Source organism: Lentzea sp. NPDC036949, from assembly GCF_055608075.1.
Genome location: NZ_JBVJRA010000001.1, coordinates 506,309 through 521,475, shown reverse-complemented (window position 1 = coordinate 521,475; position 15,167 = coordinate 506,309). Strand labels below are relative to the sequence as shown.

At 70.9% G+C, this 15,167-nt stretch carries 14 protein-coding genes; 10 read left to right on the top strand and 4 right to left on the bottom strand.

The genetic code is table 11. The features are described 5' to 3' along the window. Positions 1 to 37 precede the first annotated feature (37 nt). The 4 genes from purF to arfB all read left to right on the top strand — a co-directional run bounded on the left by purF (position 38) and on the right by arfB (position 4,276). Positions 38 to 1,543 (top strand): amidophosphoribosyltransferase, encoded by a 1,506-nt coding sequence (purF, locus tag ACZ7CD_RS02680; RefSeq protein WP_360394417.1) that lies wholly within the window; start codon positions 38 to 40, stop codon positions 1,541 to 1,543. A 29-nt stretch (positions 1,544 to 1,572) separates the two neighbouring features. Continuing rightward, positions 1,573 to 2,634, top strand: a complete 1,062-nt coding sequence (purM, locus tag ACZ7CD_RS02675) for a phosphoribosylformylglycinamidine cyclo-ligase (protein WP_470369852.1) — start codon at positions 1,573 to 1,575, stop codon at positions 2,632 to 2,634. 61 nt (positions 2,635 to 2,695) lie between these two features. Beyond that, positions 2,696 to 3,844 carry a SigE family RNA polymerase sigma factor gene (locus ACZ7CD_RS02670; RefSeq protein ID WP_470373000.1) on the top strand — a complete coding sequence of 383 codons (1,149 nt, stop codon included), beginning with the start codon at positions 2,696 to 2,698 and terminating at the stop codon, positions 3,842 to 3,844. A gap of 9 nt (positions 3,845 to 3,853) precedes the next feature. Continuing rightward, positions 3,854 to 4,276, top strand: a complete 423-nt coding sequence (gene arfB, locus ACZ7CD_RS02665; protein WP_360394422.1) for an alternative ribosome rescue aminoacyl-tRNA hydrolase ArfB — start codon at positions 3,854 to 3,856, stop codon at positions 4,274 to 4,276. Here the strand turns inward: arfB and ACZ7CD_RS02660 are convergent. Then, entirely contained in the window at positions 4,259 to 4,930 is a 672-nt protein-coding gene (locus tag ACZ7CD_RS02660) for a response regulator (protein ID WP_360394425.1), read from the bottom strand. The two genes, arfB and ACZ7CD_RS02660, sit on opposite strands and share 18 nt — an antisense overlap. Next, positions 4,927 to 6,456, bottom strand: a complete 1,530-nt coding sequence (locus ACZ7CD_RS02655) for a sensor histidine kinase (protein ID WP_360394428.1) — start codon at positions 6,454 to 6,456, stop codon at positions 4,927 to 4,929. The genes ACZ7CD_RS02660 and ACZ7CD_RS02655 overlap by 4 nt, the downstream gene beginning before the upstream one ends. Positions 6,457 to 6,586: 130 nt before the next feature. On the opposite strand from ACZ7CD_RS02655, the gene ACZ7CD_RS02650 reads away from it, so the two are divergent. Genes ACZ7CD_RS02650 through ACZ7CD_RS02640 form a run of 3 tightly spaced genes read left to right on the top strand, consistent with a single transcriptional unit; the run spans position 6,587 to position 9,600 of the window. After that, positions 6,587 to 7,555 (top strand): Bug family tripartite tricarboxylate transporter substrate binding protein, encoded by a 969-nt coding sequence (locus tag ACZ7CD_RS02650; protein WP_470378391.1) that lies wholly within the window; start codon positions 6,587 to 6,589, stop codon positions 7,553 to 7,555. Beyond that, a complete protein-coding gene (locus ACZ7CD_RS02645; RefSeq protein WP_470378216.1) occupies positions 7,552 to 8,082 on the top strand; it encodes a tripartite tricarboxylate transporter TctB family protein in 531 nt (176 codons plus the stop codon). The genes ACZ7CD_RS02650 and ACZ7CD_RS02645 overlap by 4 nt, the downstream gene beginning before the upstream one ends. Beyond that, positions 8,083 to 9,600 (top strand): tripartite tricarboxylate transporter permease, encoded by a 1,518-nt coding sequence (locus ACZ7CD_RS02640; RefSeq protein ID WP_470378215.1) that lies wholly within the window; start codon positions 8,083 to 8,085, stop codon positions 9,598 to 9,600. A 69-nt stretch (positions 9,601 to 9,669) separates the two neighbouring features. Here the strand turns inward: ACZ7CD_RS02640 and ACZ7CD_RS02635 are convergent, their stop codons facing one another. Both ACZ7CD_RS02635 and ACZ7CD_RS02630 read right to left on the bottom strand, forming a co-directional pair. Then, the gene (locus ACZ7CD_RS02635; RefSeq protein ID WP_470378214.1) at positions 9,670 to 11,163 is read right to left on the bottom strand and encodes a CoA-acylating methylmalonate-semialdehyde dehydrogenase; all 1,494 of its coding nucleotides are present in this window, start codon (positions 11,161 to 11,163) and stop codon (positions 9,670 to 9,672) included. Continuing rightward, on the bottom strand, positions 11,160 to 12,161 hold the full coding sequence (locus tag ACZ7CD_RS02630; RefSeq protein ID WP_470378213.1) for a LacI family DNA-binding transcriptional regulator: 1,002 nt from the start codon (positions 12,159 to 12,161) through the stop codon (positions 11,160 to 11,162). The genes ACZ7CD_RS02635 and ACZ7CD_RS02630 overlap by 4 nt, the downstream gene beginning before the upstream one ends. 133 nt (positions 12,162 to 12,294) lie before the next feature. Here ACZ7CD_RS02630 and ACZ7CD_RS02625 point away from each other — a divergent pair, with 133 nt between their 5' ends. From ACZ7CD_RS02625 to ACZ7CD_RS02615, 3 genes are read left to right on the top strand one after another with little or no spacing between them, the layout of a single operon-like run. Beyond that, complete coding sequence (locus ACZ7CD_RS02625) at positions 12,295 to 13,290, top strand: Gfo/Idh/MocA family protein (RefSeq protein ID WP_470378212.1); 996 nt, start codon at positions 12,295 to 12,297, stop codon at positions 13,288 to 13,290. Positions 13,291 to 13,294: 4 nt separating this feature from the next. Next, the gene (locus tag ACZ7CD_RS02620) at positions 13,295 to 14,155 is read left to right on the top strand and encodes a TIM barrel protein (protein ID WP_470378211.1); all 861 of its coding nucleotides are present in this window, start codon (positions 13,295 to 13,297) and stop codon (positions 14,153 to 14,155) included. Between the two features lie 14 nt (positions 14,156 to 14,169). Then, positions 14,170 to 15,156 carry a sugar ABC transporter substrate-binding protein gene (locus ACZ7CD_RS02615; RefSeq protein WP_470378210.1) on the top strand — a complete coding sequence of 329 codons (987 nt, stop codon included), beginning with the start codon at positions 14,170 to 14,172 and terminating at the stop codon, positions 15,154 to 15,156. The last annotated feature ends 11 nt before the right edge of the window (positions 15,157 to 15,167 follow it).

Below are 15,167 nucleotides of genomic sequence, written 5' to 3'. Positions count from 1 at the left end.
GGGTAGCAGCCAGCCCCGTCGTGAGGGAGCCAACTCGGTGGTCGCCGACCATTCCCAGCCCGAACAGGAACCTCGTGAGGAGTGCGGCGTCTTCGGCGTCTGGGCTCCTGGCGAGGACGTCTCGAAGCTCACCTACTACGGCCTCTACGCCCTGCAGCACCGCGGTCAGGAGGCAGCGGGCATCTCGGTCGGTGACGGCGCGCAGGTGGTCGTCTTCAAGGACCTCGGGCTCGTCAGCCAGGTCTTCGACGAGCAGGTCCTGCAGTCGCTGAAGGGCCACGTGGCCGTCGGCCACTGCCGCTACTCCACCACCGGGTCCACGACCTGGGAGAACGCGCAGCCGACGTTCCGCACCACCGCCGCCGGGTCGGGGCTCAGCCTCGGGCACAACGGCAACCTGGTGAACACCGCCGAGCTGCGGGAGAAGGCGCGGGAGCTGGGTCTGACCAGCCGCAACGGCGCCACCACCGACTCGGACATCCTCACCGCGCTGCTCGCGCACGCGGCGGCGGACAAGGGCATCGAGCAGGCGGCCATGGAGCTGCTGCCGACCGTCCGCGGTGCGTTCTGCCTGGTGTTCTCCGACGAGAGCACGCTGTACGCGGCACGGGACCCGCACGGCGTCCGGCCGCTGGTCCTCGGCCGGCTGGAGCGCGGCTGGGTCGTCGCGAGCGAGACCGCGGCGCTGGACATCGTCGGCGCGAGCTTCGTGCGCGAGGTCGAGCCGGGTGAGCTGATCGCGATCGACGGCGACGGGCTGCGGTCCAGCCGGTTCGGGAACCCCGAGCCCAAGGGCTGCATCTTCGAGTACGTCTACCTGGCGCGGCCGGACACGACGATCTCCGGTCGCAGCGTGCACGCCACGCGCGTCGAGATCGGCCGCCGGCTCGCCAAGGAGCACCCGGTCGAGGCCGACCTGGTGATCCCGGTGCCGGAGTCCGGCACGCCGGCCGCGATCGGGTACGCGCAGGCCAGCGGCATCCCGTACGGCTCGGGCCTGGTCAAGAACGCCTATGTCGGCCGGACGTTCATCCAGCCGTCGCAGACCATCCGGCAGCTGGGCATCCGGCTCAAGCTGAACCCGCTGCGCGACGTCATCCGCGGCAAGCGCCTGGTCGTCGTGGACGACTCGATCGTGCGCGGCAACACCCAGCGCGCGCTCGTGCGCATGCTGCGCGAGGCCGGTGCGCTTGAAGTGCACGTGCGGATCGCGTCACCGCCCGTGAAGTGGCCGTGCTTCTACGGCATCGACTTCGCCTCGCGGGCCGAGCTGATCGCCAACGGCCTGGACGACGACGGCATCCGCCGCTCGGTCGGTGCCGACTCGCTCGGGTACGTGTCGCTCGAACAGCTCGTCGCGGCGACCGAGCAGCCCAAGACGCGGCTGTGCTCGGCGTGCTTCGACGGCGAGTACCCGATCGAGCTCCCGGCGGACGCGCTCATCGGCAAGCACCTGCTGGAGGGCCTCAAGGGCGTGGCGGGCTCGGCCGCTCCCGTCCTGCCCAACGGCTATGGTGCCGAGGACGCACTGCGTCGCCCCTGAGGCCTCCAGAACAAGTGGAAGAAGTTGACGTGACCGACAGCGCCAAGGCCACCTACGCCGCAGCCGGAGTCAGTATCGCCGCAGGTGACGAGGCGGTGGAGAAGCTGAAGCCGTGGGCGGCCAAGGCGCACCGGCCCGAGGTGCTCGGTGGCATCGGCGGGTTCGCCGGCCTGTTCCAGCTCAAGCTCGACCGCTGGAAGGAGCCGGTCCTCGCCTCCTCCACGGACGGCGTCGGCACCAAGATCGCGGTCGCGCAGGCGCTCGACAAGCACGACACCGTGGGCATCGACCTGGTCGCCATGATCGTGGACGACCTGGTCGTGTGCGGCGCGGAGCCGCTGTTCGTGCAGGACTACATCGCGGTCGGCCGGGTTGTGCCGGACAAGATCGCGGCGCTGGTCAAGGGCATCGCCGAGGGCTGCGTGCAGGCCGGCTGCGCGCTGCTCGGCGGGGAGACCGCCGAGCACCCCGGCCTGATGGGCGACGACGACTACGACATCTCCGGCACTGGCGTCGGCGTGGTCGAGCAGTCGAAGCTGCTCGGCCCCGACCGGGTCCGCGACGGCGACGTCGTGATCGCGATGGGCTCGTCCGGCCTGCACTCCAACGGCTACTCGCTGGCCCGCCACGTGCTGCTGGAGATCGCCCGCATGCCGCTGGAGGGCCACGTCGAGGAGTTCGGCCGCACCCTCGGCGAGGAGCTGCTGGAGCCGACCAAGATCTACGCGAAGGACTGCCTCGCGCTGATCGCCGAGACCGAGGTCCGCGGGTTCTCCCACGTCACCGGTGGTGGCCTGGCCGCGAACCTGGCCCGCGTGCTGCCGGAGGGCCTGCACGCGAAGCTCGACCGCGGCACCTGGACGCCCGCCCCGGTCTTCCAGCTCATCGCCCAGCGCGGCCGGGTGGAGCGCGAGGAGATGGAGAAGGCGTTCAACATGGGCGTCGGCATGGTCGCCGTCGTCGCGCCGGAGGACGTCGACCGCGCGCTGGCCGTGCTGACCGCGCGCCACGTGCCGTCGTGGGTGCTCGGCGAGGTCACCAGGTCGGAAGAGGGCGGCGCCTCGCTCGTCGGGGACCACCCGCGTTTCTGATCTCCCGAGGCAACCTCCCGGGGTCGCCGCCGCGTACTAGGCGGCGACCGAGGAGGGGCACTTGGACCGGGACCGCGAGTTCGGGGAGTTCGTCGACGCACGCGCGCTCGTCATGCGCCGCACGGCGTTCCTGCTGTGCGGCGACTGGCACCGTGCCGAGGACATCGTCCAGAACGCGTTGATCAAGCTCTACGTGGCGTGGCCGCGGGTGCGCAGGGACAGCGTGGACGCGTACGCGCGCAAGGTGCTCGTGCGCACGTCGATCGACGAGTCCCGGCGCGGGTTCTTCCAGCGCGAGCGGTCCGTCGACGCCGTGCCCGAACGCGCGGCACCGGAACCGTCGACCGCCGACCTGGACCTGCGCCAGGCGCTCGACGCGTTGCCACCGGGGCAACGCGCCGTCGTAGTGCTGCGGTACTGGGAGGACCTGAGCATCACCGAGACCGCCCGCATCCTCGGCAGGACGGAGGGCACGGTGAAGAGCCAGGCGGCCAAGGGACTCGCCGCGTTGCGCGACCTGCTGGTCGACGAACCGCAGTCGGGCATCCGCCGCAGCGAGGTCATCAGAGCGGGCAGGACGAAGCTCGCCCGCCGCCGCACCGCCATCGCGGGCGCGCTCGCGTTCGTGCTGGTCGCGGGCCTGGGCGGGGTGGTCGTCGCACTCCGGCCGCAGCTCACGGCGAGCGACAGCGCGGGCAGCGCGGTCTCCGGCACGATCGACCGCAACGCCCAGCTCACCGCGGTCCTGGGCGCCGCGGACGTGATCCCGGCCGGGGTGACCGTGCGGGACGTCCCCGGGGTGCCGGGACGTGCGCTGCAGTTCTTCGACCTGGACAAGAGCCGTCGCGCCGTGGCGCTGCTGGACGACGCCCAGGGCACCGGCGCGTTGACGATCGAGCTCACCCGCGGCAACGCCACGGACATCAGCACGTGCTTCGAGCCCGAGGTCGCACCGTGCGAACTGCGCGAGGTCGGCGGCATCAAGGTCCGGTCCAGCATCGCGGGCAGGCCGGACGGCGTCCACCTGTACCAGGTGGAGGCGCTCCGGCCGGACGGCACGTTCGTCAAGGTCATCAGCGTCAACGTGGGCGAGTTCCGCACCAACGTGGCCGGCGCGCCGAAGCTGGACGCCCCGACGTCCCGGCCGGCGCCGCTGCCCGACCGCGAGACGCTGATAAAGATCGCGACACTTCCGGGCCTGACCTTCTAACCTGGAGGCATGAACGACGTGACCGTGACTCGGACGCTGGTGCTGCCGGCGGCCGAGTTGCGCGAACGTTTTTCCAGGTCGGGTGGCCCTGGCGGGCAGGGCGTGAACACGGCGGACAGCCGGGTGGAGCTCAGCTTCGACGTCGCCGGCTCGCCCACGATCCCCGAGCACCTCAGGCGCCGCATGCTCGACCGCCTGGCCGGTCGGCTGGTCGACGGCGTCCTCACGATCGCCGCCTCCGAGCACCGCGCCCAGCTGCAGAACCGCGCCGCCGCCCGCGAACGCCTCGCCGCGATCCTGCGCGCTGCGGCCGCACCCCCGCCGCCGATGCGCAAGCCGACCAAGCCCACCAGGGGCTCGAAGGAACGCCGCATCGCGGGCAAGAAGCGCCGGGCACAGACCAAACGCGGCCGCTCAGGCTCCTGGGAGTAGTGCATAGATCCGTTCCGGTCGGCCGGTTCCGCCGTACCGCAACCGCACCTCCGCCCGCCCCGCCGACACGAAGTGCTCCAGGTACCGCCGCGCGCTCACCCGCGCGACCCCCGTGGACGACGCGCACTCCGACGCCGACAACCCCTCCGGGTGCGCCCTCAGCGCGTTCTCCACGAGCCGCGCGGTCTCCGGCGTCAACCCCTTGGGCAGCAACGGTTTCGACGACGGTCGTGCACCGAACACCTGGTCCACGTCCGCCTGCCCGGCCGTTCCGAGCCGGTCGAGCTTCTCGTGCAGCGACGCGAAGTGCGCGAGCTGGTCGCGCAGCGCGTCGTAGTCGAACGGCTTGATCAGGTAGTGCAGGACGCCGCCGCGCATCGCACCGCGCACGGTGTCCACGTCGGTCGCGGCCGTGATCACGATGACGTCGACGTCCTCGTTGGCGCGCAACGACTTCAGCACGTCGAGTCCGCTCATGTCCGGCAGGTAGACGTCGAGCAGCACCAGGTCCGGTTTGAGCGTCGCCACCAGCCGCAACGCGTCCGCGCCCGTGTGCGCGACGCCGACGACCTCGAAACCGCCGGTGCGCGCGACGTAACCGCTGTGCACCTTGGCCACCATGAAGTCGTCGTCGACGACCAGCACCCGCTTCACCAGGGCAGCCTTGCCGTGAACACCGAGCCGGACACGCTCACCGACCCGCCACGCCGCAGGCACGCCCGCCGGATCAGCGCGAGCCCGAGGCCGCGTTCCCCGTGCGATGCCGCCTTGGTCGTGAACCCGTGCCGGAACACCTCCTCGGCCAGCTCCGGTGCGACTCCCGGGCCGGAGTCGCGGACCACGACCTGGACCTCGTCGTCCACCTGCACCACACCCACCTCGATCCACTTCCGGTCGCCGTTCAACGAGCTCAGCGCATCCAACGCGTTGTCGACGAGATTTCCCAGCACCATCACCAGATCGGCGGACAACGCCTCGTCGGTGCGGCCCAGCACGCTGTCCGGCGCCATCCGCAGCTCCGTGCCGCGCTCGGCGGCCAGCGACGCCTTGGCGATCAGCAGCGCGGCCACGGCGGGGTCGCCGATCGACGAGCTGACCTCGGCCCGCCACTGGTCCTGCGCCGAGCTGATCCGGTGGATGTAGTGGGTGACCTCGTCGTACTCCTGGAGCGAGATCAGCCCGGCGATGGTGTGCAGCCGGTTCGCGAACTCGTGCGCCTGCGCCCGCAACGTGTCCGTCGCGTGCTGCGAGGCGTCCAGCTCGTGTTGCAGCGCGAGGAGCTCCGTGCGGTCCCGCAGCGTCACGACCGCGCCCGCGCCCTCGATCGGCATGCGGTTCAACGTGAGCACGACGCCTTGGCGCAGCACGAGCTGGTCGACGCCGGTGGCCCGCCCGGTGAGCACGTCGCGCAGCCGGTCGTTGAGCTCCAGCTCCTCCACCGCCCGCCCGACCGCGTCGCCCGGCAACGCGAGCAGCTCCCGCGCGTGGTCGTTGACCAGCGTGATCCGGTCCTGCGCGTCGAGGCCGACCACGCCCTCCCTGATGCCGTGCAGCAACGCCTCGCGGTTCTCGACCAGCGCGGTGATCTCGTGCGGTTCCAGCCCGAGCGTCTGGTTCTTCACCCGCCTGGCCAGCAGCAGCGACCCGGTGACGCCGATGACGAGCGCGATCAGCAGGTAGCGCAGCGCGTCGACCGGCTGGTTGAGGGCGCCCGCCCAGATGCCCGGCTCGCGCACGCCCGCGACCACGATCCCGTTGACCCCGCGGGTCTGCGGGTCGAACACCGGCACGTGCGCCTCGATCGAGCCTCCGGCCGTGCCGACCCACGCCCTGCCGTCGAACGCGGTGGTCGTGGTGTCCAGAGTGGACCCGACCTGGGCGGGGTCGGGTGAGGTGAGGACGCGCCGCTGGAGGTCGACGACCAGCACGTAGGTGGCGCCGGAGAGGCCCCGCGCGGTCTCCGCGGCCGGTGCCAGCAGGTCGCGGTTGCCCATCTGCGTCTGCACGACGTCCGTGGCGGCCACGTTCTCCGCGACGGACAGCATCCGGCGTTCCTCGTTGGAGCGGAAGTTGCGGCCCGTCTGGACGACGGTCAGCGCGCCCACCGCGAACAGCAGGCACAGGACCACTACGAGTTGCCACACGAGCAGTTGACTGGCCAGGGAACGGCGGCGGCGCATGAAACCTCCCGTGACCAGAAAGACCGAAAGAAACCTTAGAAGCGCAAGAGCGACATCCAGGTTTACACCAGAGCAACATGTCCAACCACGCGGACGAGAGGCGGGGATCACAGTGTCGGTGAAGGTGTGGGTGGCGGTGGCGACGGCGTTGCTCGCCGTCCTGCTGGTGCCGCCGTTGCTGACGCCGGGTGCGGACAGCGGCGACACGAACCAGGTGCGGGCGCTGCGCGTGCTCGTGCCGAACGCACCGGGCGGCGGCTACGACATCACGGCGCGCACCGCGGCCAAGGCCATGGAGGACGCCGACCTGCTGCGCAACGCCGAGGTGTTCAACCTCCCCGGCGCCGGCGGCACGGTCGGGCTCGGCCGCACGGTCGGCGAGCGCGGCAACGGCAAGCTGATCATGTCGATGGGCCTGGGCGTGGTGGGCGCGGTCTACACGAACAAGTCGCCCAACTCGCTGCTGGACACCACCCCGATCGCGAAGCTGATCGAGGAACCGGACATCGTCGTGGTGGCGAAGAACTCGCCGTACACGTCGATGCAGCAGCTCGTGGACGCGTGGAAGGCCAACCCCGGCACGGTCACCGTCGGCGGCGGGTCGGCACCGGGCGGTCCCGACCACCTGGCACCGATGCTGATCGCGAAGGCCGTCGGGCTGCCGCCCAGGACCGTCAACTACATCCCGTTCGACGGCGGCGGCGAGCTGCTCGCGAGCGTCCTCGGCGGCAAGGTCGCGTTCGGCGTCTCCGGCGTCGGCGAGTACCGCGACCAGATCCAGGCCGGCACGCTGCGGGTGCTCGCGGTGACCAGCAAGGACCGCATCCAGGGCATCGACGCGCCGACGTTGCGGCAGGCGGGGGTGGACGTCGAGTTCACCAACTGGCGGGGCGTCGTCGCACCGCCGGGCATCGCGCAGGCCGACCGCGACAAGCTCGTCGACCTGTTCGAACGGATGCAGAAGACGCCGCAGTGGTCGGAAGCCCTGCAGCGCAACGGGTGGACCGACGCGTTCGCACCGGGCGACGAGTTCGGGACCTTCCTCGACAACGAGAACAAGCGGGTGGCAACGGTGCTCAAGGACTTGGGGCTCGCATGACGACGAAGACGGAGGAGCGGCCTCGGGCACGGCCGGGTGCCTGGCTCCGCGAACGGTCCGAGCTGGGCATCTGCGCCCTGCTGGTCGTGCTCGGCGCGCTGGTGCTGACCGACGCCGTGCAGATCCCGACCGACTTCGCCCAGCGCGGCCCGGTCGGCCCGAAGGCGGTGCCGGTCCTGGTCGGCTCGCTGCTGCTGGTCGTGGCGGTGCTGCTGGCCCGCGACGTGCTGCGCGGCGGCCGCGGTGAGGCCGAGGGCGGCGAGGACGTCGACCTGACCGCACCCGCCGACTGGCGCACGGTCTTGTTGCTGTGCGGTGCCTTCCTCGCGAACGCCGCGCTCATCGGCGTGGTCGGCTTCCCGATCTCCGGCGCGGTCCTGTTCTGGGGCGCGGCCTACGCGCTCGGCAGCCGCAACCTGGCCCGCGACCCGCTGATCGCGGCCGGCATGTCGGTCGCGACCTTCCTGGTGTTCAACAACCTGCTCGGCGTCCCCCTGCCCGGTGGCCCGTTGATGGAGGTGTTCTAGGTGGAACAACTGCTCGACGGCTTCGCGACCGCGCTGACGCCGACACACCTGCTGTTCGCGGCGATCGGCGTGCTCCTGGGCACCGCGATCGGCGTCCTGCCGGGCATCGGCCCGGCCATGGCGGTGGCACTGCTGCTGCCGGTCACCTACGGCATGGAGCCGACCGGCGCGTTCATCATGTTCGCGGGCATCTACTACGGCGGCATGTTCGGCGGCTCGACGACGTCGATCCTGCTGAACACACCGGGTGAGAGCGCCGCGGTCGTCGCCGCGTTCGAAGGCAACCCGATGGCCCGCAAGGGCAGGGGTGCGCAAGCGCTTGCCGCGGCCGCGATCGGCCACTTCACCGGCGGCATCGTCGGCACGCTGCTGATCGTGCTGCTGGCCCCGTTCGTCGCGAAGCACGCCGTCGACATCGGTGCACCGGACCTGTTCGCGATCATGGTGCTGGCGTTCATCGCGGTGACCTCGGTGCTGGGCGCCTCGCGCATCCGCGGCGTGGCGTCGTTGCTGATCGGCCTCACCCTCGGGCTGGTCGGCCTGGACGAGATGACCGGCCAGCAGCGCCTGACGTTCGGCTCGCTGCACCTCGCGGACGGCATCGACATCATCGTGGTCGCGGTCGCCCTGTTCGCGGTCGGCGAGGCCCTCTGGGTGGCCGCCCACCTGCGCCGCAAGCCGTTCGAACCGATCCCGGTCGGCCGCCCGTGGCTGTCCCGCGCCGACCTCAAGCGCACCTGGAAGCCGTGGCTGCGCGGCCCGGTGATCGGCTTCCCGTTCGGCGCGATCCCGGCCGGCGGCGCGGAGATCCCCACGTTCCTGTCGTACGTGACGGAGAAGCGCCTCTCCAAGCACAAGGACGAGTTCGGCAAGGGCGCCATCGAGGGCGTCGCGGGCCCGGAGTCCACGGCCTCCGCCTCCGCCGCCGGCACCCTCGTCACGATGCTGACCCTGGGCCTGCCCACCACGGCGGTCGCGGCCGTCATGCTCGCCGCGTTCCAGCAGTACGGCATCCAGCCGGGCCCGCTGCTGTTCCAACGCGAGTCCGGCCTGGTCTGGGCGTTGATCGCGTCGCTGTTCATCGGCCTGACCCTGCTGCTGGTGCTGAACCTGCCGCTGGCACCGGTGTGGGCGAAGCTGCTGCGCATCCCGCGGCCGTACCTGTACGCGGGCATCCTGTTCTTCGCCTCGGTCGGCGCCTACGCGGTCAACGCGGACATCTTCGACCTGCTGCTGATGTTCGTGATCGGCCTGCTGGGCTTCGCGATGCGCCGCTACGGCCTGCCCGTCCTGCCGGCGATCATCGGCGTCATCCTCGGCCCGGCGGCCGAACAGCAGATGCGCCGCGCACTGCAGCTCTCCGACGGCTCGCTCACCGGCCTGGTCAACACGCCGATGGCGATCGTCGTCTACGTCGTGATCCTGCTGATCGTGTTCTTCCCGCTGCTCCGCCGCCTCTTCCCCACCCCAACCCCTCCTGCTGCTCCCTCTCCCCAGCACGAGAAAATCGACGCCTGAGCAGGGCACGCGGGGACCTTTCGTACCCTCCTGGGGTACGAAAGGTCCCCGCGTGCCGTGAAGCCGGGGTCAGCCGTGCGTGGGGAAGCCCAGGTTCACGCCGTGCTGCTGCGGCCATCGGGCCGTGATCGCCTTCGCCCGCGTGTAGAACCGCACGCCCTCGGCGCCGTGCACGTGCGTGTCACCGAACAGCGAGTCCTTCCAGCCGCCGAACGAGTAGTAGGCCATCGGCACGGGGATGGGGACGTTGATCCCGACCATGCCGACCTGCACCCGCCGCTGGTACTCGCGCGCCGCCAGCCCGTCACCGGTGTAGATGGCGGTGCCGTTGCCGTACGGGTTGGCGTTGACCAGCGCGAGCGCGTCCTCGAACGTCTCGGCGCGCACGACGACGAGGACCGGCCCGAAGATCTCGTCGGTGTAGACGCTCATGTCGGGGGTGACGTGGTCGAACAGCGTCGGCGCGAGCCAGAAGCCGTCCTCGTGGCCCTCGGGTGCGTGCCCGCGGCCGTCCACCACCAGGGACGCGCCCGCGGCCTCGCCCGCGTCCACGTAGGACCGGACGCGGTCCCGGTGCGCGCCGGTCACCAGCGGGCCCATCTGCGCGGACGGGTCTGTGCCCGGCAGCACGGACGGGTGCAGGTCGCGGGTGCGCGAGGCGATCTTGGCCACGAGCTCGTCACCTGCCGGGCCCACCGCCACGACCACCGAGATCGCCATGCAGCGTTCGCCCGCGGAGCCGTAGCCCGCGGACACGGCGGCGTCGGCGGCCACGTCGAGGTCCGCGTCCGGCAGCACGACCATGTGGTTCTTCGCGCCGCCCAGCGCCTGCACCCGCTTGCCGGCCGCCGTGCCGCGCGCGTACACGTGCCGGGCGATCGGGGTCGAGCCGACGAACGAGGCCGCCGCGACGTCCGGGTGGTCGAGCAGGGCGTTGACCGCGAAGGCGTCGCCCTGCAGCACGTTCAGCACCCCGTCGGGCAGGCCGGCCTCCTGGAACAGCTCGGCCAGGCGCACCGACGCCGACGGGTCGCGCTCGGACGGCTTCAGCACGAAGGTGTTGCCGGTCGCGATGGCGATGGGGAACATCCACATCGGCACCATCACCGGGAAGTTGAACGGCGTGATGCCCGCGACCACGCCCAGCGGCTGCCGCAGCGAGTACGCGTCCACACCGCGCGAGACCTGCTCGGAGTGCTCGCCCTTGAGCAGCTGCGGGATGCCGCACGCGAACTCGACGACCTCCAGCCCGCGCTGCACCTCACCGGCCGCGTCCGACAGCACCTTGCCGTGCTCGGCCGTGATGATCGCCGCGAGCTCGTCGCGCGCCTCGTGCAGCAGGTGCCGGTAGGCGAACAGAATCCTGCCGCGGGTCGACAGCGACGACTCCGACCACGACTGCGCCGCCTTCAGCGACGACGACACCGCCAGGTCGACATCGGCCTGCTCGGCCAGCACGACCTGCGCCGACACCGCACCGGTGGCCGGGTTGAAGACGTCGGAGGTCCGGGACGACACCCCGGTGGTGCGGGCGCCGTCGATCCAGTGGGGGATGGTGCTCAACGCAAGCCTCCTGGTGGGGCGGTCGTGGTCCGGACTACGAGGGAAGGGGTCAGCAGGTGGCGCACGGGTTCGGTGCGTCCTTCGCGAACCCGTTGCAGCAGCGCGGAAGCAGCCAACCGGCCGAACTCGGCGCGGGGCTGGTCGATCGTGGTCAGCGAGACGTGCCGCAACGCCGCCAGCGACGTGTTGTCGTACCCCACAACGGAAACGTCAGCAGGCACGCGCAACCCGGCGTCCTCCAGAGCCGAGATCGCGCCGACGGCGTTGAAGTCGTTGCACGACAGGATCGCCGTGGGCAGGGCATCTGCTTCAAGCAGCCCGCGGATCGCCCGCGCACCGGCCGCGTCGGTGTACTCGGACGGCACGACCTGCGGCACCAGCCCGTGCGCCTCCATCGCGGCGACGTACCCGCGCCGGCGGGGCCCCGCCTGGGTGCCCTCGCCACCGTCCAGGTGCGCGATCCGCCTGTGCCCCAACGACACCAGGTGGTCGACGGCCAGCCGGGCGCCCACCTCGCCGTCGTCGTTCACCGTGTCCACAGTGGACACACGGGACGAACGGGCCACGAGCACGACCGGGAGTTGTTCGGCCGCCTTGGAGATCGCCGTCGCGGGCACGACCGGCGACAGCAGGACCAGGCCACCGGGGCGGAACGACAGCAGTGACTCCAGCGCCCTGCGCTCGCGGGTGGGTGAGCGGCCGCCGGTGTTGATGATGATGTCGAACCCCTGCTCGCGCGCCACCTCGTCGATGCCGTCCACGACCTCGGCGAAGAACGCGTTGTGCAGGTCGGACACCATCACGCCGAGCACCGTCGAGGTGCGCGAGGCCAGCGAGCGCGCCATGGCGTGCGGGGAGTACCCCAGCTCCTCCGCTGCCTTCAGCACCGCGGTGCGTCGCGCCTCGCTCACCTTGGGTGAATTGCGCATCACCAGTGACACGAGGGCGCGGGACACGCCCGCGCGCAGTGCGACGTCTTCCATCGTCGGCCTGACCACCGGCAACACCTCCCCTCACGTCACGGGCGGGAAACGCACCCTTGACACCCGTGTGACGCAAGCTACAGCATTAGAGCGCTCCAACCAATAGAGCGCTCTAACACATCAGGTCGATGAACAGGGGAAACCTGCGATGCGGATCGGAGTAGCGGGTGTCGGCAGGATCGGCACCATGCATGCGACCAACCTCGCCGCACTGGATCGGGTGGACGAGGTGCTCCTCTTCGACCCGGTGCCCGGCAGGGCAGCGCAGGCGTCGGCGGGCCTCGCCGGGACCACGGCGGTGGACGACCTCGACACGCTCCTGGGCAGCGTCGACGGCGTCCTGCTCGCCACCCCGACGAACACGCACCCCGAGATGCTCCGCGCGGCCATCGCCCAGGGCGTTCCCACGCTGTGCGAGAAGCCGATCGCGAGCGACGTCGCCGAGATGCGCGCGCTGGTCGCGGACGTCGAGAAGTCCGGTGTGGAGGTCCTCGTGGGCTTCCAGCGCCGGTTCGACCCGGCGATCTACGAGCTGCACCGCCGCATCCGCGCGGGTGAGGTGGGTGACGTCTACCTGGTCAGGGCGGTCGGCAACGACGCCACCCCACCCGACTTCTCCTACCTGCCCGCGAGCGGCGGCATCTTCCGCGACCTGCTGATCCACGACCTGGACTGCGTGCCGTGGCTGGTCGGCGAGCCGGTCGTCGAGGTCTACGCGAGCGGGTCTGTCCTGGTGCACCAGGCGTTCGCCGACGCCGACGACGTCGACAACGCGGTCGTGCTGCTGAAGTTCGCCGGTGGTGCGCACGCCACGCTGGCCGGCGGGCGGCACGACCCGGTCGGCTACGACCACCGCATCGAGGTGCTGGGCAGCAAGGACTCGCTGGTCGCGGGCGTCGACCCGCGCACCCCGCTGAACTCGCTGGAGCCCGGCGGCCACGTGGCCGGACCGGACGCCTACCCCGGCTTCCCCGAGCGCTTCCACCGTGCTTATGTCAACGAGATGAAGCTGTTCACGCAGGTCATCAAGGGCGAGGTCGCGAACCCGTCGCCGGCGGGGCAGAGTTTGATCAGCCTTCGCCTGGCCGAAGCGTGTGAGCAGTCGCGCCGCAGCGGCGCACCGGTGCGGATCGAGGGGAACTGAGGACATGGCGAAGATCGCCGGAGCACCGATCTCCTGGGGCGTGTGCGAGGTGCCGGGCTGGGGTGACGTGCTCCCGTCCGGGACCGTGCTGAGCGAGATGCGCTCGCTCGGCCTCACCGCGACCGAGCTCGGCCCGCCCGACTACCTCCCGGCCGACACCGAGCAGCTCAAGACCCTGCTCAAGAGCCACGAGCTCGGCCTCGTCGGCGGCTTCCTGGCCGTCCCGCTGCACACCGGCGCCCAGTCCACCCTGGACGAGACCGACCGGGTCGCCGCGATCCTGGCGGCCGGCGGCGCCGAGGTGCTCGTGCTCGCCGCCGCGACCGGCCTCGACGGCTACGACGAGACGCCGGAGCTCAGCGCCGACGAGTGGGACACGCTCGTCGGCACCTGCGCGAAGATCCGCGAGATCGCCGCCGGGCACGGACTGCGGACCGTGCTGCACCCGCACGTGGGCACCCACGTCGAGCGGGAGGCGGAGGTCGACCGGTTCCTCGCCGACTCCGATCTCCAGCTCTGCCTGGACACCGGCCACCTCCTCATCGGCGGCACGGACCCGGTCGAGCTGGCGCGCCGCTACCCGGACCGGATCGGTCACGTGCACCTCAAGGACGTGCGTGACGAGGTCGCGGCGAAGGTGCGCAGCGGCGCGCTCAGTTACACCGATGCCGTGGAACAGGGCATCTACGTGCCGCTCGGGGACGGCGACGTGGACGTGGAAGCACTGGTGAAGTCCGTCCTGGAGGCGGGCTACACCGGTTGGTTCGTGCTTGAGCAGGACACCCGGCTCAAGCACGGAGGTCCCGTGGACAAGCCGCTCCAGGACACCGCGCGCAGCCTCGCGCACCTCAGCAAGATCCTCTGAAGGGACGGGAGACGATGAAGTCTCGTCTGGTCATCCGTGCGGGCGCCGCTCTCGCCGGTGTTGCTCTACTGGCCGCGTGCAGCGGCCCGACGGGAACGCAGTCGCAGAACACGGGCGACAACGCCCCGGCCGCCGCGTCGGGCGACCTCAAGGTCTCCGTCATCACGCACGGCACCGCGGGTGACGCGTTCTGGAGCGTCGTGAAGGTCGGCGCGGAGGACGCGGGCAAGCAGCTCGGCGTCGGCGTCACCTACAACTCCGACGGCGACCCCGGCGCCCAGGCCAAGCTGATCGACAACGCCGTGTCGCAGAAGGTCGGCGGCATCGTCGTGTCGATGGCGAACCCGGACGCGCTCAAGACGTCCGTCGAGAACGCGGTGAAGGCCGGCATCCCGGTCATCACGATCAACTCCGGCAGCGCGAAGAGCGCGGAGTTCGGTGCCATGGCGCACGTCGGCCAGGAGGAGACGATCGCGGGTGAGGAAGCCGGCAAGAAGCTCAAGGCCGCCGGCTGGACGAAGCTGCTCTGCGTGATCCACGAGGCCGGCAACTCGGGCCTCAACCAGCGCTGCGACGGTGCCCGCACCGGCTTCGGCGGCGCGGTGGAGAACCTCCAGGTCGACATCTCCAACCCGACCGACGTCGAGGCCCGCATCAAGGCCAAGCTGCAGTCCGACACCACCGTCGACGGCGTGCTCGCGCTCAACCCGCAGGTCGCCGTGAACGCCGCGTCCGCCATCAAGGGCACGAGCTCGAAGGCGCAGGTCGCCACCTTCGACCTCAACGCGGACGTGGTCACCGCGATCAAGGCGGGCGAGGTGCTCTTCGCCGTCGACCAGCAGCAGTACCAGCAGGGCTACCTGCCGGTCGTGATGCTGAAGCTGTTCAAGGACAACGCCAACACCCTCGGTGGCGGCAAGCCCGTGCTCACCGGCCCCGGCTTCGTCGACAAGTCCAACGTGGACAAGGTCGCGGAGTACGCCAAGAACGGCAAGAGGTAGGGAGGAGGCGG

Coding starts and splice junctions, on each gene's coding strand:
- ACZ7CD_RS02625 (WP_470378212.1), top strand. CDS start 12,295: ATGCGGATCGGAGTAGCGGGTGTCGGCAGGATCGGCACCATGCATGCG.
- ACZ7CD_RS02620 (WP_470378211.1), top strand. CDS start 13,295: ATGGCGAAGATCGCCGGAGCACCGATCTCCTGGGGCGTGTGCGAGGTG.
- ACZ7CD_RS02655 (WP_360394428.1), bottom strand. CDS start 6,456: ATGCGCCGCCGCCGTTCCCTGGCCAGTCAACTGCTCGTGTGGCAACTC.
- ACZ7CD_RS02645 (WP_470378216.1), top strand. CDS start 7,552: ATGACGACGAAGACGGAGGAGCGGCCTCGGGCACGGCCGGGTGCCTGG.
- arfB (WP_360394422.1), top strand. CDS start 3,854: ATGAACGACGTGACCGTGACTCGGACGCTGGTGCTGCCGGCGGCCGAG.
- ACZ7CD_RS02615 (WP_470378210.1), top strand. CDS start 14,170: ATGAAGTCTCGTCTGGTCATCCGTGCGGGCGCCGCTCTCGCCGGTGTT.